21 protein-coding genes and 1 riboswitch are annotated in these 21,584 nt (G+C 71.6%); of the genes, 6 read left to right on the top strand and 15 right to left on the bottom strand.

What is annotated here, in order from left to right:
• Positions 1 to 121 precede the first annotated feature (121 nt).
• Positions 122 to 1,360: a glycoside hydrolase family 18 protein gene (locus ACIRF9_RS22195; RefSeq protein WP_403824764.1), complete on the top strand. Its 1,239-nt coding sequence runs from the start codon at positions 122 to 124 to the stop codon at positions 1,358 to 1,360.
• Positions 1,361 to 1,418: 58 nt separating this feature from the next.
• On the opposite strand, the gene ACIRF9_RS22200 is transcribed toward ACIRF9_RS22195, so the two are convergent.
• From ACIRF9_RS22200 to ACIRF9_RS22210, 3 genes are all read right to left on the bottom strand, one after another.
• Positions 1,419 to 2,075: a TetR/AcrR family transcriptional regulator gene (locus ACIRF9_RS22200; RefSeq protein WP_403824767.1), complete on the bottom strand. Its 657-nt coding sequence runs from the start codon at positions 2,073 to 2,075 to the stop codon at positions 1,419 to 1,421.
• 92 nt (positions 2,076 to 2,167) lie between these two features.
• Positions 2,168 to 2,308, bottom strand: coding sequence for an SCO1431 family membrane protein (locus ACIRF9_RS22205; protein WP_403824770.1), 141 nt, complete (start codon positions 2,306 to 2,308; stop codon positions 2,168 to 2,170).
• Between the two features lie 69 nt (positions 2,309 to 2,377).
• A complete protein-coding gene (locus tag ACIRF9_RS22210) occupies positions 2,378 to 3,769 on the bottom strand; it encodes a peptidase C39 family protein (protein ID WP_403824773.1) in 1,392 nt (463 codons plus the stop codon).
• 166 nt (positions 3,770 to 3,935) lie between these two features.
• On the opposite strand from ACIRF9_RS22210, the gene ACIRF9_RS22215 reads away from it, so the two are divergent.
• Together ACIRF9_RS22215 and ACIRF9_RS22220 are read left to right on the top strand one after the other, a co-directional pair.
• Complete coding sequence (locus ACIRF9_RS22215; RefSeq protein WP_403824775.1) at positions 3,936 to 4,601, top strand: uridine kinase; 666 nt, start codon at positions 3,936 to 3,938, stop codon at positions 4,599 to 4,601.
• Between the two features lie 443 nt (positions 4,602 to 5,044).
• Positions 5,045 to 6,910 (top strand): AAA family ATPase, encoded by a 1,866-nt coding sequence (locus ACIRF9_RS22220; RefSeq protein WP_403824778.1) that lies wholly within the window; start codon positions 5,045 to 5,047, stop codon positions 6,908 to 6,910.
• Between the two features lie 182 nt (positions 6,911 to 7,092).
• Here ACIRF9_RS22220 and ACIRF9_RS22225 read toward each other — a convergent pair whose 3' ends face one another.
• The 9 genes from ACIRF9_RS22225 to ACIRF9_RS22265 form a co-directional block, all read right to left on the bottom strand.
• A complete protein-coding gene (locus tag ACIRF9_RS22225; protein WP_403824781.1) occupies positions 7,093 to 8,178 on the bottom strand; it encodes a hemolysin family protein in 1,086 nt (361 codons plus the stop codon).
• Positions 8,175 to 9,500 (bottom strand): hemolysin family protein, encoded by a 1,326-nt coding sequence (locus tag ACIRF9_RS22230; protein ID WP_403824784.1) that lies wholly within the window; start codon positions 9,498 to 9,500, stop codon positions 8,175 to 8,177. Before ACIRF9_RS22230 ends, ACIRF9_RS22225 begins: the two co-directional genes overlap by 4 nt.
• A gap of 206 nt (positions 9,501 to 9,706) precedes the next feature.
• A complete protein-coding gene (locus tag ACIRF9_RS22235; protein WP_403824787.1) occupies positions 9,707 to 10,189 on the bottom strand; it encodes a PH domain-containing protein in 483 nt (160 codons plus the stop codon).
• Positions 10,190 to 10,203: 14 nt separating this feature from the next.
• Entirely contained in the window at positions 10,204 to 11,061 is an 858-nt protein-coding gene (gene hisG / locus ACIRF9_RS22240) for an ATP phosphoribosyltransferase (RefSeq protein ID WP_403824790.1), read from the bottom strand.
• A gap of 47 nt (positions 11,062 to 11,108) precedes the next feature.
• On the bottom strand, positions 11,109 to 11,381 hold the full coding sequence (locus ACIRF9_RS22245) for a phosphoribosyl-ATP diphosphatase (RefSeq protein ID WP_055636932.1): 273 nt from the start codon (positions 11,379 to 11,381) through the stop codon (positions 11,109 to 11,111).
• Between the two features lie 34 nt (positions 11,382 to 11,415).
• Positions 11,416 to 11,901, bottom strand: coding sequence for a 6,7-dimethyl-8-ribityllumazine synthase (gene ribH / locus ACIRF9_RS22250; RefSeq protein WP_003988915.1), 486 nt, complete (start codon positions 11,899 to 11,901; stop codon positions 11,416 to 11,418).
• Positions 11,902 to 11,923: 22 nt separating this feature from the next.
• Positions 11,924 to 13,213 (bottom strand): bifunctional 3,4-dihydroxy-2-butanone-4-phosphate synthase/GTP cyclohydrolase II, encoded by a 1,290-nt coding sequence (locus ACIRF9_RS22255; protein ID WP_403824796.1) that lies wholly within the window; start codon positions 13,211 to 13,213, stop codon positions 11,924 to 11,926.
• A complete protein-coding gene (locus ACIRF9_RS22260) occupies positions 13,210 to 13,851 on the bottom strand; it encodes a nicotinamide riboside transporter PnuC (protein WP_403824799.1) in 642 nt (213 codons plus the stop codon). The genes ACIRF9_RS22255 and ACIRF9_RS22260 overlap by 4 nt, the downstream gene beginning before the upstream one ends.
• Positions 13,848 to 14,453 carry a riboflavin synthase gene (locus tag ACIRF9_RS22265; protein WP_403824802.1) on the bottom strand — a complete coding sequence of 202 codons (606 nt, stop codon included), beginning with the start codon at positions 14,451 to 14,453 and terminating at the stop codon, positions 13,848 to 13,850. The genes ACIRF9_RS22260 and ACIRF9_RS22265 overlap by 4 nt, the downstream gene beginning before the upstream one ends.
• Positions 14,454 to 14,601: 148 nt before the next feature.
• A riboswitch (FMN riboswitch) is annotated at positions 14,602 to 14,732 on the bottom strand.
• A 362-nt stretch (positions 14,733 to 15,094) separates the two neighbouring features.
• On the opposite strand from ACIRF9_RS22265, the gene ACIRF9_RS22270 reads away from it, so the two are divergent.
• A complete protein-coding gene (locus ACIRF9_RS22270; RefSeq protein WP_403824805.1) occupies positions 15,095 to 15,844 on the top strand; it encodes an SDR family oxidoreductase in 750 nt (249 codons plus the stop codon).
• Here the strand turns inward: ACIRF9_RS22270 and ACIRF9_RS22275 are convergent.
• Positions 15,841 to 17,166, bottom strand: coding sequence for an ROK family protein (locus ACIRF9_RS22275; protein WP_403824808.1), 1,326 nt, complete (start codon positions 17,164 to 17,166; stop codon positions 15,841 to 15,843). The two genes, ACIRF9_RS22270 and ACIRF9_RS22275, sit on opposite strands and share 4 nt — an antisense overlap.
• 124 nt (positions 17,167 to 17,290) lie before the next feature.
• On the opposite strand from ACIRF9_RS22275, the gene ACIRF9_RS22280 reads away from it, so the two are divergent.
• Entirely contained in the window at positions 17,291 to 18,502 is a 1,212-nt protein-coding gene (locus ACIRF9_RS22280; protein WP_403824811.1) for an MFS transporter, read from the top strand.
• On the opposite strand, the gene ACIRF9_RS22285 is transcribed toward ACIRF9_RS22280, so the two are convergent.
• Positions 18,462 to 18,920 carry an acyl-CoA thioesterase gene (locus tag ACIRF9_RS22285; protein ID WP_403824814.1) on the bottom strand — a complete coding sequence of 153 codons (459 nt, stop codon included), beginning with the start codon at positions 18,918 to 18,920 and terminating at the stop codon, positions 18,462 to 18,464. The genes ACIRF9_RS22280 and ACIRF9_RS22285 overlap by 41 nt on opposite strands.
• Positions 18,921 to 19,051: 131 nt before the next feature.
• Between ACIRF9_RS22285 and ACIRF9_RS22290 the strand changes: the two genes are divergently transcribed.
• Positions 19,052 to 20,431, top strand: a complete 1,380-nt coding sequence (locus tag ACIRF9_RS22290; RefSeq protein ID WP_403824817.1) for a uracil-xanthine permease family protein — start codon at positions 19,052 to 19,054, stop codon at positions 20,429 to 20,431.
• Positions 20,432 to 20,440: 9 nt separating this feature from the next.
• Here the strand turns inward: ACIRF9_RS22290 and ACIRF9_RS22295 are convergent, their stop codons facing one another.
• Positions 20,441 to 21,517 carry a glycoside hydrolase family 6 protein gene (locus ACIRF9_RS22295; protein WP_403825499.1) on the bottom strand — a complete coding sequence of 359 codons (1,077 nt, stop codon included), beginning with the start codon at positions 21,515 to 21,517 and terminating at the stop codon, positions 20,441 to 20,443.
• Positions 21,518 to 21,584: the final 67 nt, after the last annotated feature.

Below are 21,584 nucleotides of genomic sequence, written 5' to 3' on the forward strand. Positions count from 1 at the left end.
AGGATTGGTCCAAACCATTGACCGAAGTGGTCTAGTCCTCCTACCGTTTCGGTCCAACGCCTCCCCGCGTTCATGCCAATCGGCGTGCGATCCCCTCCCTGTCCCTGCGAGGAGACACCCGATGCACACCCCGCTCCACCCCCGCACCCGGTCCCGGACGCTCCTGTCCGCGGGCTGTTGCGCCGCCCTCGGCGCCGCCCTGCTCGCCGGCGCGGGCACCGCCACCGCCGACGCGTCCGGCCCCGCCGAGGCGCACCCCGGCTCGAAGGTCGTGGGCTACTTCACCGACTGGGGCATCTACGGCCGCCAGTACTACGTCAAGAACATCGAGACCTCCGGCTCCGCCGACAAACTCACCCACATCAACTACGCCTTCGGCAACGTCACCGACGGCAAGTGCGCCCTCGGCGACTCCTGGGCGGACACCGACGTGCCCTTCACGGCCGAGCAGTCCGTGGACGGCGTCGCCGACACCGCGGACCAGCCGCTCAGCGGCAACTTCAACCAGCTGCGCAAGCTGAAGAAGCTCCACCCGAACCTCAAGGTCATCTGGTCGTTCGGCGGCTGGAGCTGGTCCGGCGGCTTCGGCGAGGCGGCCAAGGACCCGGCGGCCTTCGCCCAGTCCTGCTACGACCTGGTCGAGAACTCCAAGTGGGCGGACGTCTTCGACGGCATCGACATCGACTGGGAGTACCCCAACGCCTGCGGCCTGACCTGCGACACCAGCGGCCGCGAGGCGTTCCGGGACGTCATGAAGGCCCTGCGCGAGAAGTTCGGCAAGCGCGAGCTGGTCACGGCGGCGATCACGGCCGACGCCACCAGCGGCGGCAAGATCGACGCGGCCGACTACGCGGGCGCGGCGAAGTACGTCGACTGGTACAACCCGATGACGTACGACTACTTCGGCGCCTGGGCGGCCACCGGCCCCACGGCACCGCACTCGCCCCTGCACTCCTACCCCGGCATTCCGCAGCAGGGCTACGACACCGCCTCGACGATCGCCAAGCTCAAGAGCCTGGGCATCCCGTCCCGCAAGCTGCTGCTCGGCATCGGCTTCTACGGGCGCGGCTGGACCGGTGTCACCCAGGCGAAGCCGGGCGGCACGGCCACCGGGCCCGCGGCGGGGACGTGGGAGGACGGCAACGAGGACTACAAGGTCCTCAAGACCAAGTGCCCGGCGACCGGCACGGTCGGCGGCACCGCGTACGCCAAGTGCGGCAACGACTGGTGGAGTTACGACACCCCGAAGACCATCAAGGGGAAGATGAAGTACAAGGACGCCCAGCACCTGGGCGGCACGTTCTTCTGGGAGCTGAGCGGGGACACGGCCAACGGCGAGCTGATCAACGCGATCCACTGATCCGGGCCCGCTGGGCACTTGGGGCGGAGGACCACGAGCCTCCGCCCCTTGTGCGTGCTCAGTCCCTGCGGGCCGGCTTGGGCGCCGGGAAGGAGGGGTCGACCTCCTCGATGGCGCGCAGGGTGCCGCCCAGGGTCTTCACCAGCAGGTCGCACATGACCTCACGGGAGAGCTGGGGCCGGTCGATCCAGTCGAGGGTGGCCCCCTCGACACTGCACACCCAGGAGAGCAGGGCCATACGGGGCAGCGGCGGGATGTCGCTGTCGCCGTAGGCGCCCTCGGCTATGGTCGCGACGATCGCCGCGCGCACCCCGTCCCGGATGGCGTGCACCTCGGTGTCGAAGCCGACACCACCGCTGACGATCGTGCGGTACGCGGCCTGGTTGTGCTCGGCGTAGCGCAGATAACCGTCGATCGTGCGCTGCACCCGGTCCACCTGGGGCAGTTCGAGTCCGCTCGCCGCGAAGGAGACCAGGTCGGCGACGGAGTCCTGGACGATGGCCAGGTAGTAACCGCGCTTCGACTGGAAGTAGTAGTAGATCAGCCCCTTGGCGACGTGCGCCTGCCGGGCGATGTCGTCCATCGAGAGCGCGTCGTAGGACGTGTCGGCGAACAACTTGCGCCCGATGGTGATGAGTTCGGCGCGGCGCGCCAGTGAGCGCTCGGTTCCCCGCGCCCGGGGACGGGCGGCGTCGCGCTGTTGGCTGATATTCAATTTCGACCTGTCTCCAACGGTCGGCGGGACGACGTCAGTATGTCAGGTCGAACCGTGGGTCAGGTCACACCGGTAACCGGGTGCCGCAGAGGTCAGAGCAGCCCCAGCTGCGTCACGAGCATCGCGACGACGGCGACGAGGACCCAGCCCATGACGTGCTCGGCGATCTTCGGGCCGTCGTCCCTCGGGCCGCCGGTGCGGGCGCGGGAGGCGGTGGCTGCGTGTGCGGTCATGCTGTCCACTTTGCCACCCATCAGGGCTTTTACGGCCGAGAGCTTGCTCACACGGCCAGGCCACCGCGCTCACACGGGCACACCCACCGCCTTCAGCGCCGCGCACTGGAGCGCGCTCGGACGCGCCGGGAAGTACAGGTAGCACACGCCCCCGGTGCCGGAGACGACCTTGCCCTCGGCGTTGTGGCGCTTGGTCCTGAGCCAGACGTTCTCGAACTGCCGCCGCCGGTACACGCGCCGCACCGAGGCGTCGTCCGCCGCGTTCGGATCGTTGGCGATCACATCCCCCTCGGCCGTGAAGCCGATCACGGTCATCAGATGCCCGGCGGTGCCGTACCCCGCCCCGGTGAGCTCCTCCTTGAGGAAAGACTGGGACGTCATGGCCGGGATGCCGGCCGCGATCAGCGTCTCCAGGTCGGTGAGGGAGGCGAGCCGGGTGATCACGCCCTGGAGGTCCTTGAAGGTGGCGGCGTAGGCGGCGTTGAACGGCCAGTTGCCGCAGCCGCGGTACTGGTGGTCGTACGTGGACCGGGCCGCGTGGCACACCTGCGGGTCCGCGTAGGACGGATCGACCCACTTCAGCTGCCCGGCGGTCAGCCGGCCGCCCCAGTACTCGATGATCATCTGCGAGGAGGTGGGACTGCACCAGGCCTCGCCGCCGTTGTCGTACTCCGGGTACTGGCCCTTGTGGATCTCCTGCGAGTAGCGCGGCACCACCAGCTCGCGCGCGACGCCCGGCACCGAGGCCGGGACGGTGAAGCGGTCCGGGACGGCGGAGCCCATCACGCCCAGCCGCCACACGGTCGGGGTGAGTGTCGTCCCGGGACGGCGGTACAGGGTCAGCCGGACCCGGTACGAGGCGAGGCGCAGGCCCGTGGAGGCGTCACCGAGGGAGAGGGTGTCGGTCCACACGGTGCTTCTGCCGTCGGTCTGACCGTCGACCGAGGTCCGCCTGATGTCCTGGTCGCCGGAGGCCCAGCGGCCCATCACGTACCAGGGGGTGTCCGTGCCGTCGGAGTACGTGGCCTTCAGCTCGACCTGGAGCCAGGTGCCGGCCGGGGTGCTCGCGTTCCAGGAGGCGATCGCCTCGGTGGCGGGGACGGCGAGCCGGTGGACGGGGGACGTCCAGGTCGCGTACTCCCAGCCGGCGGTGGTCCTGGTGTGCGGGTCGGCGTAGTCGACGGTCCCGAGGGACGCGCTCAGGGCCAGGCCCGGCCGGGCGCCCGCGACGGCACGGGTGCCCCGGGCGGTGCCCGAGCCCCAGTCGGCGTACGTGAACCAGGCGCGGTGGTCGACGGGCCGGGACGGGACGGACTCGGCGTCCGGGGTCTCGGCGGGGTCCGCGGAGGCGGTGGCCGCCGCGCCCGCGCCTGTCGCCACCGCGGCGGCGACCACCGCGGCGAGGACCGCTCTACGGGAGGGCTGTTCGACTCCACGGGAGGACTGCTCGGCGCTGCTCATGGGTGGAAGGACCCCCAGGGTGTCCGGTGCACGACTGTGCGCCCACTATGGACGCAGGCCGCCCCGCTCACCAGCACCTTCACCCCCACGGGGCCCGCCGTGTCGCACCAGGTGCCGCACTAGACTTTCGCGCCGCACGCCGTGGCTCTTTCGCGCCGCACCCGCTGTGCCCCCTTCCGCCCCGTCCGGAACCCGCCCCCTAGGACCCGTCATCCACCAGCTCGCCTCCCGGCTCCGCCGCCTCCCCCCGTCCTGCGGCCCGGTCCGCCTGATCGGGGTCGACGGCCACGCGGGCTCCGGGAAGTCCACGTTCGCGGGCCGGCTGGCCGAGGCGCTGGGCGGTGCGCCGGTGCTGCACCTCGACGACATCGCCAGCCACGAGGAACTGTTCACCTGGACCGAGCGACTCCTGACCGAGGTGATCGAGCCGTTCCGCCACGGCGAGACCGCCCACTACGCCCCCTACGACTGGACCGAGCGCCGCTTCGGCCCGCCCCGGCCGCTGCCCCCCGCCCCCGTCGTCCTGATCGAGGGGGTCGGCGCGGGCCGCCGGGCCCTGCGGCCGCACCTGGCCTGTCTGCTGTGGCTGGAGACACCGCGCGAGGAGGCCTGGGCGCGCGGCCGGTCGCGGGACGGGGAGGAACAGCGCGCGTTCTGGGACGGCTGGGTCCGGGCGGAGGCGCGGCACTTCGCGGAGGACCCGTCGAGACCCCATGCCGCGTTGCTGGTACGGCAGTTGACCGAGGGGTACGAGGTACTGCCGGGGCCGCTGGGAACCCCCGGCGGACACCCGGGTGTCACCCACCGTGAGGGACCACCCGCGATGTGGTGAACCTGTGAAGGCTCCCACGCTCGAAGTTCGCCAAGTGCCCCAACTTCGCTTGACCGACGGCCCGGACAGGACTTACGTTCTGAATGTGCGGCAATCGCAGCCGCCCTCAGTCGCGAAGCCCCCGGTTGTTCCCCCGTGATCGGGGGCTTCGTTCTGCCCTCAGCCCGCCTCTCGCTCCACTTTCCGGACGCTCCATGGCGTGGCGCGCTCACCGAGGGTCACCGTCGCGGGATGCGCCCCGTCGGCTCCCACCTCGCCAAACGGCCTGTGCGGCACCCTTCGGCGGGCACTGCTCCCGCAGGTACGATGCCCTCGGTGCGACCTACGGACAGCTGCTTCGCGCACCTTGCAACTCCGGTCCGCGGCACAGCGGTTCGACCAAGGCAGCCGACGGGCACGAGCCCGGTGGCAAACCGACGGGGGCACGGTTTGTGGGGGACGTGATGGACTTCGGCACGCAGGGCCCGGAGGCCCCGGCCGACCTCGCCTGGCTACGAGGCGTGGACGCCTACACCATGGGCGCGTATCCGCAGGCGGAGGAGGAGTTCCGCACCGCGGTACGGATCGACCCCGGGATGGCCGACGGCTGGCTCGGGCTGCACGCGCTGCGCGTGGACACGACGACCGCGCTGCTGCGGATGTTCCGGCACCGGGACCGCTTCGGCGAACAGCGCGCCCGGCACCGTCGTGCGCTCAACTCCTGGTACTGGCTGGGCTGGTGGGTGCAGCCGGTGCTCGAGAGCCCGCGCGATCTGCTGCTCGCGCACGCCTCGCACTGGCTGGACGGCCGGCACGTCCCCGAGCTGGACCGGGCACTCGCCGGGCTCCCGCCCGTCGACACCGACCACCAGGTCCGCTTCCTGCACGCCTGCCGCGCCTACCTGGTCAAGGACTGGGAACAGCTCGTCCGGCACACCGACCCCCTGCTGGACGACCCGCTCCTCGGTATCGAGGCCGGGCTCTTCGGCGGAATGGCCAGGGTCAGGCTGGAGATGTACGGCCAGGCCGAACCACTGCTGTCCGCCGCCCTGATGCGCTGTCGCAGCGAGCAGCCGCAGCGCAAGGAGCTGCGCTACTGGCTGGCCCGGGCCCACGAGGGCACCGGCCGCTCGGCCGCCGCGCTCCCCCTGTACCGGGCGGTGCACCGGGTCGACCCCGCCTTCATGGACACCTCCGCCCGGCTCGCCGCGATCGCCGAGGGCGACGGCTACGACGATCCCGCCGACTTCGCGGCGATCACACTCAGCGGGGTCGGGCAGGACGTGGGGGACGGGCCGGACGCCCTCGATCCGCTGTTCGGCACGGAGGGCCGGGACCTCAAGCTCACCGAGCCCGCCGACCTGCCGCCGGTCGGCCCCCTGCCGTCGGTCGCGGACCCCGCCGTACGGGCGAAGTCGGTCGTGCCGTCCCCGCTGCCCGCCGGGCCCACCGACCCCGTCTTACTCGAGGAGGCGCTCGCCGAGCTGGAGCGCATGGTGGGTCTGGAACCGGTGAAACGCCAGGTCAAGGCTCTGTCGGCACAGCTCAACATGGCCCGGCTGCGGGCCGGGCAGGGCCTTCCGGTCCAGCCGCCCAAACGGCACTTCGTCTTCTCCGGGCCGTCCGGCACCGGCAAGACCACCGTGGCCCGCATCCTCGGCCGCGTCTTCTACGCCCTCGGTCTGCTCGGCGGCGACCATCTGGTGGAGGCCCAGCGGGCCGACCTCGTCGGCGAGTACCTCGGCCAGACGGCGGTCAAGGCCAACGAACTGATCGACTCCGCCCTCGGCGGCGTCCTCTTCGTGGACGAGGCGTACTCGCTCTCCAACTCGGGGTACGGCAAGGGCGACGCGTACGGGGACGAGGCGTTGCAGGTGCTGCTGAAGCGGGCCGAGGACAACCGGGACCACCTGGTGGTGATCCTGGCCGGCTACCCGGAGGGCATGGACCGGCTGCTCGCCGCGAACCCCGGGCTGTCCTCCCGTTTCACGACCCGTGTCGACTTTCCCTCCTACCGCCCTCTCGAACTCACCTCCATCGGCGAGGTGCTCGCGGCGGAGAACGGTGACGTGTGGGACGAGGAGGCGCTGGACGAGCTGCGCTCCATCGCCGGGCATGTCGTCGACCAGGGGTGGATCGACGAGTTGGGCAACGGGCGGTTCCTGCGGACGCTGTACGAGAAGAGCTGTGCGTACCGGGATCTGCGGTTGTCCACCTATCCCGGGGCACTGACTCGTGACGACTTGTCGACACTGCGGTTGCCGGATCTGATGCAGGCGTACGGCGAGGTGCTGTCGGGGCGGGGGCCGCAGGATCCGTCGGCGATGTGAGGTGCCCGGGGTGGGTCGCGCGGCCCGGCGCTGACGGGGTGCCGCTGCGCCCACCCTCCCCCATCGCCCCAGCGGCACGACTGCCCGCAGCTACGTGCGCGTGACTGCAGCCCCCTAGGGGCGCGGGGAACTGCGCGACCAGCCACGACGCAGCCGCAGCCGAACGACAGCCCCCACCGCCCCTACGACGCCATCGCCTCCTCCGGCTCGCCGCTTGCTCTTGGTTCCGTCAGTCTGACCTCTGGTACCTCGCGGTGGGCCGGGTCGGTGACCTCGCCGACCAGGAGTTCCAGTACGTCCTCCAGGGCGACCAGGCCCAGGACCCGGCCGGAGGCGTCCGCGACCTGGGCCAGGTGGGTGGCCGCACGGCGCATCACCGTCAGGGCGTCGTCCAGGGGCAGGTCGGAGCGGAGGGTCGTCATCGGGTGCCAGACCTGCTGGGGCACCGCACGCTGGGAGTCCTCGACGTCGAGGACGTCCTTCACATGGAGGTAGCCCATGTACGCGCCGGTCTCCGCGGCGACGGGGAAGCGGGAGTAGCCGGTGCGGGCGGTGAGTTCGACGATCTCGCCGGGGGTGACCGACGGGCTGACCGTGACCAGCGACTCGCGCTTCAGCAGGACGTCCGTCACGGGGCGGGAGCCCAGTTCCAGCGCGTCCTCCAGACGCTCCTGCTCCTCGGGGTCGAGGAGACCCGCCTGGCCGGAGTCCTCCAGCAGCCGGTTGAGCTGCTCGCTGGTGACGACGGCCTCGACCTCGTCCTTGGGCTCGACCCGGAAGAGCCGCAGGATGCCCTGGGCGCAGGCGCCGAGGGCGACGGTGATCGGCCGGCACAGCCGGGCGAAGGCGACGAGGCCCGGGCTGAGCCACAGTGCGGCCTTCTCCGGCGCGGCCATGGCGAGGTTCTTCGGGACCATCTCGCCGATGACGAGGTGGAAGAAGACCACGGCGGCCAGGGCGATGACATAGCCCAGGGGGTGGATCATGCCGTGCGGGAGGTGGATCCACTCGAAGAGCGGTTCCAGCAGCTTGGCGACGGTCGGTTCGGCGACCGCGCCCAGGGTGAGGGAGCAGACGGTGATGCCGAACTGGGCGGCGGCCATCATCTGCGGCAGGCGCTCCAGGCCGTAGAGGACCTGGCGGGCCCGGGCGGTGCCCAGGGGCTCGATCTGGCTGCGGCGGACGGAGACGAGGGCGAACTCGGCGCCCACGAAGAAGCCGTTGGTCAGCACGAGCAGGGCGGCGAAGACGAGTTGGAGGACGTTCACCGGGAGACCTCCACGACCTGGCCGGTGCGGACCAGCCGGACCCGCTCGGCCCGGTAGTGGCCGACCCGGCGCACGGTCAGCCGCCAGCCGGGCAGTTCCGCCCGGTCGCCGACGGCCGGGATCCGGCCGAGCAGGTCGGCGACGAGGCCGGCCACGGTCTCGTACGGCCCCTCGGGCACCTCGAGGCCTATCCGCTGGAGGGTGTCGACCCGGCAGCTGCCGTCGACGTCCCAGGCGGGTTTGCCCTCTTCGGGCGGGGCGGCGGCCAGTTCGGGGCTGTCGTGCCCGTCGTGCTCGTCGCGGACCTCGCCGACGATCTCCTCGACGATGTCCTCCAGGGTGACCACGCCGGCCGTGCCGCCGTACTCGTCGACGACGACGGCGATGGGCTGCTCGCTCCGCAGCCGGGCCAGCAGCGGCTGGACGGGCAGGGTTTCGGGGACCAGCAGAGCCGGGCGGGCGATCCGGGAGACCGGGGTGCGCAGGCGGTCGTGGACGGAGACGGCCAGGGCGTCCTTGAGGTGGGCCATGCCGACGATCTCGTCGATCTTCTCGCGGTAGACGGGGAAGCGGGACAGCCCGGTGGCCCGGGTCAGATTGACCACGTCCTCGGCGGTGGCCGAGGACTGCAGGGCGCTGACCTTCACGCGCGGCGTCATGACGTGCTGCGCGGTCAGCTCGGCCAGGGACAGGGTCCGTACGAACAGGTCGGCCGTGTCCTGTTCGAGGGCGCCCGCCTGGGCCGAGTGGCGGGCGAGGGAGACGAGTTCGCCCGGGGTGCGGGCGGAGGCCAGCTCCTCGGTGGGCTCGACGCCCAGGGCGCGCACCAGCCGGTTGGCGACCGTGTTGAGGCCCGCGATCACCGGCCGGAAGAGGCGGGAGAAGGCGTGCTGCGGGCCCGCGACGAACCGCGCGACCTGCAGGGGCTTGGACACCGCCCAGTTCTTGGGCACGAGTTCGCCGACCACCATCTGGACGGCGGACGCCAGCAGCATGCCGACGACCACGGCGACACCGGAGACGGCGCCCTCGGGGATGCCGATCGCGGTGAAGGGGCCGTGCAGCAGCTCCGCGAGCGCCGGTTCGGCGAGCATGCCGACGACGAGCGAGGTGATGGTGATGCCGAGCTGGGTGCCGGAGAGCTGGAAGGACAGCTCCTTGAGCGACTCCACGACCGTACGGGCTCGCTTGTCGCCCTCGGCGGCGGCCTTCTCCGCGTCCGGGCGTTCGACCGTGACGAGGCCGAACTCGGCGGCGACGAAGAAGCCGTTGGCGAGGATGAGCAGGAACGCGGCTGCCAGGAGCAGCAGGGGGATGGTCATGATGCCGCCGCCTCCGAAGCATGTCGGATGGGGGCGGCGCAGGTACTACAGGACGAACCGTCCATCGCCGGAGAGGGTCACTCCTCGGGTAGCAGGAACCCCTGTGCGCCCGGCAGGGCACAACAGGGGCGGAGGCACAAGGGGAACGCCTCCGTCACCAGATTAATCAAGACAGGGGCTCCAGCGGCAGGGTGGACCGCCCCGAGTCAGCCCTGATCTTGCCCTGTGGACGTCTCGGGGTCCCGGACGGAACGCGCCTCGACGAGCCCGCGCAGCGCCCGCGCGTCCGCGATGGCCTGCTGCTTGTCGATGCCGGGCTGGATGCCGAGCGCGGGCAGGCTGGTGCCGTCGGTGAGGTTGAGGAACACCCAGGGGTCGCCCGGACGGAGGTTCACCTGGATGATCTCGGCCCAGTCCAGCCGCCGCATGCTCGCGATGTTCACCACGGTGACACCGGAGTCGTCGGCGGAGACCCGCACCCGGGCGAGCCGGGCCAGCACCCCGAAGATGAGGGCGCCGGTCAGGACGAAGCTGAGCCGCTCCCCCGGACCGAGCTTCTCCAGCAGCATCGCAATGCCGGAGATGACGAGGAAGATCGTCACTCCGGCCGTGAGCAGCACCACACGGGTGCGGCCCGGCCGGAAGGTGACGGGCAGGGTGGGCAGATCGCTGCCCGGAAGATCGGACATGTTCCCGGTGGAGGTCAGAGGCGGCAGGCGTGGATGGCTGTGGTCAGGATGGCGCGGGCGCCGATGTCGTAGAGGTCGTCCATGATCCGCTGGGCCTCCTTGGCGGGGACCATGGCGCGGACGGCGACCCAGCCCTCGTTGTGCAGCGGGGAGACGGTCGGCGACTCCAGGCCCGGGGTCAGCGCGACGGCCTTCTCCAGCTGCTCGACACGGCAGTCGTAGTCCATCATCACGTAGGTCCGGGCGACCAGGACGCCCTGGAGGCGGCGCAGGAACTGCTGGACCTTGGACTCGGCGTTGTCGTCGGACTCCGCGCCGGTGCGGCGGATCACGATGGCCTCGGACTTCATGATGGGCTCGCCGAAGACCTCCAGGCCCGCGTTGCGCAGGGAGGTACCGGTCTCGACGACGTCGGCGATGACCTCGGCGACGCCCAGCTCGATCGCGGTCTCGACGGCGCCGTCGAGGTGGACGACGGAGGCGTCGATGCCGTTGTCGGCGAGGTGCTTGGCGACGATGCCCTCGTAGGAGGTGGCGACCGTCTTGCCCTTGAGGTCCTCCACGCCGTTCGCCTCGCCCGGCTTGGAGGCGAAGCGGAAGGTGGAGCGGGCGAAGCCGAGCGGCAGGATCTCCTCGGCGTTGGCGCCGGAGTCGATGAGCAGGTCGCGGCCGGTGATGCCGATGTCGAGGCGGCCGGAGGAGACGTAGATCGCGATGTCGCGGGGGCGGAGGTAGAAGAACTCCACCTCGTTGACCGGGTCGACGATCCGCAGCTCCTTGGACTCGCGGCGCTGCTGGTAGCCGGCCTCATGCAGCATCTCCGCCGCAGGGCCTGACAGGGAACCCTTGTTGGGGACGGCGATGCGCAGCATGAGGTCGGCTTCCTTTGCGTGAAAAGTGCGATGTATCGGAAAAGGGTTTACAGGTGGGCGTAGACGTCGTCCAGCGAGATCCCGCGGGCGACCATCATCACCTGGACGTGGTAGAGCAGCTGCGAGATCTCCTCGGCGGCCGCTTCCTTGCCCTCGTACTCGGCGGCCATCCAGACCTCGGCGGCCTCTTCGACGACCTTCTTGCCGATGGCATGGACGCCCTTCCCGACCAGTTCGGCGGTGCGGGAGGTGGCGGGGTCGCCGGTGGCGGCCTTCTGCTGGAGCTCGGCGAAGAGCTCCTCGAACGTCTTCTTGGACATGGTGCTGCCCACCCTAGCCCTTTTGCCGGTGGGCCTATCGCCAGGGTTCAGATACTGAGCGGAGGGTGGCCGCGGTCGCCACCGCCGCCGTCACCGCCTCGTGTCCCTTGTCCTCGTTCGAGCCCTCGATACCGGCCCGGTCCAGGGCCTGCTCCTCGGTGTCGCAGGTGAGGACGCCGAAGCCGACGGGGACGCCGGTCTCGACCGACACCTGGGTCAGGCCCTGGGTGACGCCCTGGCACACGTACTCGAAGTGGGGGGTGCCGCCGCGGATGACGACGCCGAGGGCGACGATCGCGTCGTAGCCGCGGCCCGCGAGGACCTTGGCGACGACCGGGAGCTCCCAGCTGCCGGGGACCCTGAGCAGGGTCGGCTCGTCGATGCCCAGGTCGTGCAGGGCGCGCAGCGCGCCGTCGACCAGACCGTCCATCACCTTCTCGTGCCACTGTGCCGCGATGACGGCGACCCGCAGGTCACCCACATTGCGTACGGACAGTTCCGGTGCGCCCTTGCCGCTCACGTCTCTCCTAGAGGTGCTCTTGTTACTGGTTGCCGCAGGGGGACACGGGGGCCGTGTCCAGCCAGGGCAGGTCGTGTCCCATCCGGTCCCGCTTGGTGCGCAGGTAGCGGATGTTGTGCTCGCCCGCCTGGACGGGCATCGGTTCGCGCTCGGTGACCTCGATGCCGTGCCGGACGAGCGCGTCGGTCTTCTCGGGGTTGTTGGTCATCAGCCGGACGCTGCGCACGCCCAGGTCGGCGAGGATCTGCGCGCCGGCGCCGTAGTCGCGGGCGTCGGCGGGCAGGCCGAGTTCCAGGTTGGCGTCGAGGGTGTCGTGGCCCTGCTCCTGGAGCTCGTACGCGCGCAGCTTGGACAGCAGGCCGATCCCCCGGCCCTCGTGTCCGCGCAGGTAGACGACCACGCCCCGGCCCTCGCTCTGGATGCGTTCCAGCGACGCGTCGAGCTGGGGGCCGCAGTCGCAGCGCAGGGAGGCGAAGACGTCGCCGGTGAGGCATTCGGAGTGGACGCGGACCAGGACGTCCTTGCCGTCGCCGATCTCGCCGTGGACGAGGGCGACATGCTCGACGCCGTCGACGGTGGAGCGGTAGCCGTACGCGGTGAAGGTGCCGTGGACGGTGGGCAGCCGGGTCTCCGCCTCGCGGCGGACCGTCGGCTCGGCGCTGCGGCGGTAGGCGATCAGGTCCTCGATGGAGATGATCGTCAGGCCGTGCTTGCGGGCGAACGGGATCAGTTCGGGCAGGCGGAGCATCCGGCCGTCCTCGCCGGCGATCTCGACGATGGCGCCGGCCGGCCGCAGTCCCGCGAGGCGGGCGAGGTCGACGGCGGCCTCGGTGTGGCCGTTGCGGGTCAGGACCCCGCCCGCCTTGGCGCGGAGGGGGAAGATGTGGCCGGGACGGACGAAGTCCGTCGGCTCCGCGTCGCCGCTCGCCAGCAACCGGAGGGTGGTGGCGCGGTCGGAGGCGGAGATGCCGGTGGTGACGCCGTGGGCCGCGGAGGCGTCGACGGAGACCGTGAAGGCGGTCTTCATCGACTCGGTGTTGTCGTCGACCATCTGCGGAAGCTTCAGCCGGTCCAGCTCGTCGCTCTCCATGGGAGCGCAGATCAAACCGCGGCACTCGCTCATCATGAAGGCGACGATCTCGGGGGTGACCTTCTCGGCGGCGATGACGAGGTCGCCCTCGTTCTCGCGGTCCTCGTCGTCGACGACCACGATCGGGCGGCCGGCCGCGATGTCGGCGATGGCCTGCTCGACGGGGTCGAGCGTGAGGTCTTCCAGGCCGTCGGTGCTGTAGAGGATCGGTGCCGTGCTCATGCCGGCGCTCCTTCCAGAGCGGGCTGCGGGCCCCTGCGGGAGCGCAGCCACCAGTCGCGCATGCCCCACAGGACGAGCGCGCCGTAGATGACGTAGACGAAGCCGGAGAAGGCGTAGCCGTTGGCGAAGTTGAGGGGGACGCCCACGAGGTCGACGAGGAGCCAGGCGATCCAGAACTCGACCATGCCGCGCGCCTGGGCGTACATGGCGACGATGGTGCCGACGAAGATGTAGGCGTCCGGCCAGGGGTCCCAGGACAGACTCGGGTACGCCTTGAAGAGCAGGGCGACCGCGACGGTGCCGGCGGCGGCCGCCCCGACCATCACCGCGCGCTCGGTCCAGGTGGCGAACCGCGGGGCGATGTGTCCGTCACCGGCCTCGCCCTTCTTGCGGTTCCACTGCCACCAGCCGAACAGGGCGACGACCATGACGATCGCCTGCTTGCCCGCGCTGCCGGTCAGATGGCCGAAGAAGGCGCCGAAGAGGATGAGGCCTGCCAGGAACTGGACGGGCCAGCTCCAGACGGAGCGCCGCCAGCCGAGGGCGAGGGCGGCCAGACCGGTGATGTTGCCGATCATGTCCGTCCACAGGATGGGCTTGCCGAAGGCGGTGAACGCCACGGAGGTCAGCCAGTTCACTTGCCCGCTCCCTGCGCGCTCGCGAGCAGGCGCTCGACGTACTTGGCGACGATGTCGACCTCGAGGTTGACCGGGTCGCCGGGCTGCTTGAGGCCGAGCGTGGTCAGGTCGAGGGTGGTGGGGATGAGGCTGACGGTGAAGTAGTCGGGGCCGGCCTCGACGACGGTGAGGCTGATGCCGTCGACCGTGATGGAGCCCTTCTCGACGACGTACCGGGCGAGTTCGGCGGGGAGGGAGACCTTGACGATCTCCCAGTTCTCGGAGGGCTTGCGCTCCAGGACCTGGCCGGTGCCGTCGACATGGCCCTGCACGATGTGCCCGCCGAGGCGTGCGCCGACCGCGGTGGGGCGTTCGAGGTTGACGCGGGAGCCGACGGTGAGGGTGCGGAGGCTGGAGCGGACGAGGGTCTCCGCCATGACGTCGGCGGTGAACTCGTCGCCCTCGTGCTCCACGACGGTGAGACAGACTCCGTTCACGGCGATGGAGTCGCCGTGCTTCGCTCCGTCGGTGACGACGGGGCCGCGCAGCCGGAAGCGGGCGGCGTCGCCGAGGTCCTCGACGGCGGTGACCTCACCCAGCTCTTCGACGATTCCGGTGAACACTTCCCGGGTCCTCCTGCCTCATTCGGGCACGGACTCCGGGGCCTGTCGATGACGACAGCAGACACGAGCGGGGACACCGGGGGCGACGCCGACAGACTCGTCCATCCGGACGAGTACACATACGGCGGCGCGCACGAATGCCCGCCCGCCGCGCACTGCCTCCCATCCGGACTTTAACCGTCGGTCCAGGAATTTCACCTGGTCAACCGGTCACTGGAAGTGACCGGGTCGCGGACTGTAACCGCCGGTTCGGACTTTCACCGACCCCGGAGTGCGCTGCTTTAGGTACAGGGCCAGTGTGCCACGCCGGATCGTCGTCCATACGGGCGAAGTGTGTGGGGTGGCTCACAGAGCGTGTCGCTGGACTTGTCGGACACCCCCAGGGCGCCCCAACTCGCCGCATCCGGGGCACGCCTGACGGTTGGTCCAGACCTATTGACGCACTGGTCTAGTCCTCTTAGGGTCGACGGGTACGGTCCGGCGGCGGTGACGACGGCCCTTGCCCGTCGCCGGGCCTCCCCATCCCCGGTTCACCGCACGGACGTGCGGGCCGTACTCGATCCGGACAAGCTGGAGTTCGTACTCGGCTGGCGATGGGCGCTCCACCCGGGAGCGTCCGGTGTCCGAAGGGGCTGAACGGCATGACCACGATCCTGGTGACCGGCGGCACCGGCACCCTCGGCCGGCTCGTCACCGCGCGGCTGCGGGCGGACGGCCACGAGGTGCGGGTACTGAGCCGGCACAGCCGGCCGTACGCCGTCGACCTGCGCAAGGGCGGGCCGGAACTGGACACGGCCCTGGCCGGCGTGGACACGGTCGTGCACTGCGCGAGCACTCCGCGCGGGGGCGACGAGCAGGCGGCGGCGCACCTGATCGGGGCGGCCCGGACGGCGGGCGTACGGCACCTCGTCCACATCTCGATCGTCGGAGTGGACCGGGTGCCGTTCGGCTACTACGAGGCGAAGCTGGCCGTGGAGAAGCTGGTGGAGGAGTCGGGCCTCGGCTGGACCGTGCTGCGCGCGACCCAGTTCCACGACCTGCTACTTCAGGTGTTCGAGGGGCTGGCCAAGGTGCCGGTGATGTTCCTGCCGGCCGGGGTGAGCGACCAGCCGGTGGAGGTGGCCGAGGTCGCCGGGCGGCTCGCGGAGCTGGCAAAGGGCGCGCCGGCGGGGCACGTCGAGGACATGGCGGGGCCCGAGGTCCGTACGTTCGAGTCGCTGGCCCACGCGTATCTGAAGGCGAGCGGCAAGCGGCGCAGAGTGGTGCACGTGCCGCTCTGGGGCGCGGCCTATCGCGCGTTCCGGGAGGGCGGTCACCTGGCACCGGAGCGGGCGGTGGGCAAGGGGACGTTCGAGGAGTACCTGACGCGCAGGTCCCTTCCCCGGAACTAGGGCGCCCCGAACAGGTCCTCCTGCGCGGACTCGCGGGCCGTGAGCAGGGCTCCGCGCAGGACCGCGCCGCCGCCCAGGGCACTCGGCCGTACCTCGGTGGGCAGCGGTGCCATCCGTCTCAGACGCGCCGCCACCCGGTCGGCGAGCTCCCGCCCCCCGGCGTGCCCGACCTCGCCCCCGAGGACCACACACCCGGGGTCGAGCACGGCGACGACCGAGGCGACACCGATGGCGACACGATCGGCGAGGGCGTCGAGGAAAGCACCGGCGGCGGAGGGCACGGCATCTCGTCCCGGCGCCGCTTCACGCACCGGTACGCCTTCCGGGAGCGGTAGTCCTTCCGGGAGCCGCCGCTCCCTCGCCTCCGGCACCGGCACTCCCTCCGGCAGCCGCCTCTCCCCCGGCGCCGCTCCGCTGCCCCGCACCCTCCGCGCCGCCTCCCGGACCACCGCCGCCCCCGCCGGTTCGTCGCCCTCCGGGGGTGCGGTCAGGCCGTGTCCGGCGGCCAGCGCGACGATCGCCGCCGAGCCGGCCAGGGAGTGGAAGCCTCCCTCGCAGTCCGTGGCCGAGGGGAGGCCGGTCGTGCCCGGTACCGGCAGGAAGCCGATCTCGCCCGTGCCGCCGGAGGCGCCGCGGCGCAGGGTGCCGTCGAGGACGACGGCGGCGCCGGTGCCATGGCCGAGCCAGAGCAGGACGAAGGTGTCGCGGTCCCGGGCGCCGCCCTCACGCTGTTCGGCCAGCGCCGCGAGGTTGGTCTCGTTCTCGACGTTCACGCGCGCGTGCGGGAACCGTTCCTGGAGGGCGGCCACCAGACGGCGGTGCCACTCGGGCAGGCCGGTGGAGTTGCGCAGTTCACCGCCGGCCGGGTCGATCAGCCCGGGCGCGCCGATGCCCACGGTGTGCAGCCGGTCGGCGCCGGCCTCCTTCACGGCCCGCTCGACCAGGGTCACCGCCTGCTCCACGGCGGGGCCGGTGCCGGTGTCGCCGCCGATCGGCACGGACGCCTCCGTCAGCACCCGGCCCACCAGGTCGCACACGCGCACGGCGACCCCCTCGGTGCGCACGTCCAGCGCCGCCAGGTGGGCGCGGTCGGCGACGAGGCCGTACAGCCTGGCGTTCGGTCCGCGCCGCTGCTCCCCCGCCTCTCCCACGACCTCGATCAGACCGGCGGCGGTGAGGCGTTCGACGAGGTCGGCGACCGTCGGCCGGGACAGACCGGTGAGCTGCTTCAACCGCCCGGCCGTCAACGGGCCTTCGTCCTGCAGCAGCCGCAGGGCGAGCCGGTCGTTGATGGCCCGGGCGGTGCTCGGGGATGCGGGCATGCGGGGATCCTCCCACGGGCCGGTGAGCGAAAGTCCGAGAGCGCTCTCTTTTTATCAGGCAGGGTTCCTGATAGTTTACGACGGCATCATGGCCGGGCGGTATGGAGCCGAGAGGGACGGAAGAATGAGCGAAGTGGTCCACGCACCGTCGGAGGTACGACGCGCCCGGTACGCCGTGGCGGCGGTGTTCACCGTGCACGGCGCGGTCACCGGCTCCTTCGCCACCCGCGTGCCGTGGATCCAGGACCACGCCGGCGTGAGCGCGGGACAGCTCGGCTTCGCCCTCGCCTTCACGGCCTTCGGCGCCTCGTGCTCGATGCCGCTGGCCGGCCGGATCAGCCATCGTTACGGCAGCCGTACGGCCCTGCGCGCCCTGCTCGCGATGTGGACGCTGTCCCTGACCCTGCCCGCCCTCGCGCCGAACCTCCTCACCCTGTGCCTGGCGATGTTCACGTACGGGGCGACCTCCGGCATGGCCGATGTGGCGATGAACGCGCTCGGTGTGGAGGTGGAGCGGCTGCTGGGCAAGTCGATCATGTCCGGGCTGCACGGCATGTGGAGCGCGGGCGCGCTGATCGGCTCGGCGGGCGGCACACTGGCCGCGCATCTCGGCGCGGACGCGCGCGTGCACCACACACTGGCGGCGGCCGTCCTCACCGCGCTGGGCCTGCTGGCCTGTCACTGGGTGCTGGACCTCAGGCCCACCGAGGACGAGGAGCCGCCCCCGAGGTTCGCGCTGCCGCCGCGCTCCGCGCTGCTGATCGGCGCGGTCGGGTTCTGCGCGGTGTTCGCGGAGGGCGCGAGCCTGGACTGGTCGGCGGTCTATCTGCGCGACCAGCTGGAGACGTCGGCCGGCCTCGCGGCGGCCTGCACGACCGGCTTCATGTTCACCATGGCGGCGGCCCGGATCGTGGGCGACGCGATGGTGAACCGGTTCGGCGCGGTGCGGACCGTCCGGGCGGGCGGCGTCCTTTCCGTGCTGGGCGGGCTGCTGATCGTGCTCGCCGGGCATCCGGCCGTCGCGATGACCGGGTTCGGGCTGCTGGGCCTCGGGATCGCCGTCGTCGTACCGCTCTGCTTCGCCGCGGCCGGGCACAGCGGGCCGAACCCCAGCCAGGCCATCGCGGGCGTCGCGACGATCACCTACACGTCCGGTCTGATCGCCCCGAGCCTGATCGGCGGAGTGGCCCAGGCGACCAGCCTCGTGGTGTCCTTCGGCGTGGTGACGGTGCTGGCCTGCGGACTCGTGGTGTTCGCGGGCGTGCTGCGGACCGGCGGGCGCCGGAGCGCGGAGGTCAGTCCGCGGGCCGCAGCAGTGCCCGACCCGCGGACCTGAAGCCCTCGCTCCACGGCGTGGGGCGCAGGGTGGACGCGTCCAGCCGGACGAGGACCCGGGTGCCGCGCGCGTACGTGGTGCCCCCGTCCGCGGAACAGAACCGGAAGCCGTACGTCAGCCCCGTGGTGCCGAGCCGCTCCAGCCAGAGGTGGACGGCGTACGTGCCGGTGCGGGTGACCGGCGCCTCGTAGCCGATCAGCAGTTCCTTGACCACGTTGCAGGCGTCCCCGGCGCGGGCCCAGTCGCCGTCGAAGCGGACCCCCTGCCCCTCCCAGAACTCGGTCCACGCGCGCTCGACCAGCAGCGGGTAGCGGGCGTTGTGCAGCATGCCGAGCGCGTCCAGGTCGTCGAAGTGGACGGTGACGGGGATCAGCCGGCCGTACGACAGGGCGGGGGCGATCGGGGCTTCGGCGGTCACGGGCGGGGCTCCTGTGGGTGTATGGGGCAACGACACCATCGTACGGGCTCCCTAAGCGGTCGCTCACCTTCCGTTCGCAGGTGAGAATGGTCCGGACATCCGCACCGCACGAGCGAAAGCGAAACCGCACCATGGATCTTGGCGTCCGCTGGAAACTGCACGGCGACGGACGCACCCCGGCGCCCGGCGCGGTGGTCCGCCCCGACGAGCGGCTGTCCTGGCCCCGTACGGCCGGCCTCGGCGCCCAGCACGTGGTGGCGATGTTCGGGGCGTCCTTCGTCGCCCCCGTCCTGATGGGCCTGGATCCCAACCTCGCCATCATGATGTCCGGCATCTCGACCGTGATCTTCCTGCTCGCCACCCGCGGCCGGGTGCCCAGCTACCTCGGCTGCTCGCTGTCCTTCGTGGGCGTGGCCGCGGTCATCCGGGCCCAGGGCGGCACCAGCGCCACCGTCACCGGCGCGGTCCTGGTCGTCGGCATCGCGCTGTTCCTGGTCGGCGTGGCCGTGCAGCGGTTCGGGGCGCGGATCATCCACGCGACCATGCCGCCCGTCGTGACCGGCGCGGTCGTGATGCTGATCGGCTTCAACCTCGCCCCGGTGACCGCCTCCACCTACTGGCCGCAGGACCAGTGGACGGCCCTGCTCGTCATGCTGTTCACCGGTCTGGCGGTGGTCTGTCTGCGCGGTTTCTGGTCCCGGATCGCGATCTTCCTGGGGCTGGTCTTCGGCTACGGCATCTCCTGGGCGTTCGACCGGATCTTCGGCCGGATCCACTCGGCCGACGGCAGCGGGCAGGTCACCGACCACTGGCGGCTCGACCTCTCCGGCGTGGGCCGGGCCGACTGGATCGGACTGCCCGACTTCCACGGCCCGTCCTTCGAGTGGTCGGCGATCCTCGTCGCGCTGCCCGTCGTCATCGCGCTGGTCGCGGAGAACGCCGGACACGTCAAGGCGGTCGGCGAGATGACCGGAGACCGGCTCGACGACAAGCTGGGCACGGCGATCGCGGCCGACGGCATCGGCTCGGTCCTGTCCACCGCGGTGGGCGGCCCGCCCAACACCACCTACTCCGAGAACATCGGCGTCATGGCCGCGACCCGCGTCTACTCGACGGCCGCCTACTGGGCCGCCGCCGGCTTCGCGCTGCTGTTCGGCCTGTGCCCCAAGTTCGGCGCGATCGTCGCCGCGATCCCGGGCGGGGTCCTCGGCGGCATCACCGTCATCCTCTACGGCATGATCGGCCTGCTCGGCGCCCAGATCTGGCTCAACGCGGGCGTCGACCTGCGCAACCCGCTGAACCTGGTCCCGGCGGCGGCCGGCATCATCATCGGCGTCGGCGACGTGACGATGAAGTTCACCGACACCTTCTCGCTGAGCGGCATCGCCCTGGGCACGCTGGTCGTCATCACCGGCTACCACGCCCTGCGCGCCTTCGCCCCGGCCCACCTCAAGACCCAGGAACCGCTCCTGGACGAGGGCACAAGTTCCTACGACGAGGCCAGTTCGTAGGCGGATCCCCTACGACGAGGCCAGTTCGTAGGCGTACGACGGGCTGAACTCGCCCGCCGCGCCCCGGCAGCCGTCGGACTCCCCCGGCAGCTTCACCCACAGGTAGGCGTCGATGCGCGCCTCACCGGTGTCGAAGGTCGGGGCGCGGCCGACGCTCCGCCCGGCCGGGTCGCACCACTCGCCGTCGCCGGGAGCCCCGTTGCCGTTGCGGCTGGTGTCGATGACCGCGCCGAGGCCCGCCGGGCCGCCGAGGGCGTCCAGGACGCGCCGGTCGTAGGCGACCTCGTCGGCCGTGGTGTGGAAGTTGGAGACGTTGCTGAAGACGCCGTCGCCGGACGCGGCGCCCGCCCGCCTCAGGAGCGCGGCCTGCTTCTCCGGGGTGTTCCAGGCGGAGTGACCGGCGTCGTAGTAGACGCGCGCCCTGGGGTTCGCGGCCTTCAGGACGCGTCCGGCGCGGGCCAGCGAGGCGAACCGGTCGGCCCGCCCGCCCTCGGAGAGACAGTCGGTCTGGGCGATCGAGTCCGGCTCCAGGACGACGACGACCTCGCCGGAACCGAGGCCGGCGGCGAACCGGTCGATCCAGCCGTCGTAGGCGTCGAAGTCGGGCGCCCCGCCCTCGGAGGCGCCGCCGCAGTCGCGGTCCGGGATCGCGTACGCCACGAGGACGGGCACCCGGTCCTGAGCGGCGGCACCCGAGGTGACCGCGCGGACCCGCGAGGTGATCGTGCCGGGCGCGTACTCGGTGAACCACACGGCGGCCGGCCGGCTCGCGATACGGGACTCGATGACGGGGCGGCGCGGGTCGCCGGGGTGGGCGCGGACCCAGTCGAGGACCTGGGAATCGGGGTGGCGGTAGAGGCGCGGGGACGCGGCGGGGGCGGCCTGCGACTCCGTCGGGGTGGGGGTGGGGGATGGCGTGGCGCTCGGCGTCGCCCGGGCGACCGACGGTGACGGTGACGGCGCCGTGGACACGGCCGTCGCGCTCACCTGTGCCCCGGCCCGCGGATCCCGCCCGCCCTCTCCGTCGCCGAGGCCGAGGACCGTCGCCGTCCCGACCGCGGCCACGACCGAGGCGGCCGCGACCATGACACCGCGCCGGGTGACCCGCCGCTCACGCACCCCTGGCACCGTCCTGCACCGTCCTGTCCCCTTC

It is taken from the genome of Streptomyces sp. NPDC096132, from assembly GCF_044763345.1.
Lineage (GTDB): Bacteria > Actinomycetota > Actinomycetes > Streptomycetales > Streptomycetaceae > Streptomyces.

Bases quoted from the DNA above. Each gene is read 5' to 3' on its own strand.
- ACIRF9_RS22195 (WP_403824764.1), top strand. From the start codon at position 122: ATGCACACCCCGCTCCACCCCCGCACCCGGTCCCGGACGCTCCTGTCC.
- ACIRF9_RS22205 (WP_403824770.1), bottom strand. From the start codon at position 2,308: ATGACCGCACACGCAGCCACCGCCTCCCGCGCCCGCACCGGCGGCCCG.
- ACIRF9_RS22210 (WP_403824773.1), bottom strand. From the start codon at position 3,769: ATGAGCAGCGCCGAGCAGTCCTCCCGTGGAGTCGAACAGCCCTCCCGT.
- ACIRF9_RS22220 (WP_403824778.1), top strand. From the start codon at position 5,045: ATGGACTTCGGCACGCAGGGCCCGGAGGCCCCGGCCGACCTCGCCTGG.
- ACIRF9_RS22230 (WP_403824784.1), bottom strand. From the start codon at position 9,500: ATGACCATCCCCCTGCTGCTCCTGGCAGCCGCGTTCCTGCTCATCCTC.
- ACIRF9_RS22235 (WP_403824787.1), bottom strand. From the start codon at position 10,189: ATGTCCGATCTTCCGGGCAGCGATCTGCCCACCCTGCCCGTCACCTTC.
- hisG (WP_403824790.1), bottom strand. From the start codon at position 11,061: ATGCTGCGCATCGCCGTCCCCAACAAGGGTTCCCTGTCAGGCCCTGCG.
- ACIRF9_RS22245 (WP_055636932.1), bottom strand. From the start codon at position 11,381: ATGTCCAAGAAGACGTTCGAGGAGCTCTTCGCCGAGCTCCAGCAGAAG.
- ACIRF9_RS22255 (WP_403824796.1), bottom strand. From the start codon at position 13,213: ATGAGCACGGCACCGATCCTCTACAGCACCGACGGCCTGGAAGACCTC.
- ACIRF9_RS22270 (WP_403824805.1), top strand. From the start codon at position 15,095: ATGACCACGATCCTGGTGACCGGCGGCACCGGCACCCTCGGCCGGCTC.
- ACIRF9_RS22275 (WP_403824808.1), bottom strand. From the start codon at position 17,166: ATGCCCGCATCCCCGAGCACCGCCCGGGCCATCAACGACCGGCTCGCC.
- ACIRF9_RS22280 (WP_403824811.1), top strand. From the start codon at position 17,291: ATGAGCGAAGTGGTCCACGCACCGTCGGAGGTACGACGCGCCCGGTAC.
- ACIRF9_RS22290 (WP_403824817.1), top strand. From the start codon at position 19,052: ATGGATCTTGGCGTCCGCTGGAAACTGCACGGCGACGGACGCACCCCG.
- ACIRF9_RS22295 (WP_403825499.1), bottom strand. From the start codon at position 21,517: ATGGTCGCGGCCGCCTCGGTCGTGGCCGCGGTCGGGACGGCGACGGTC.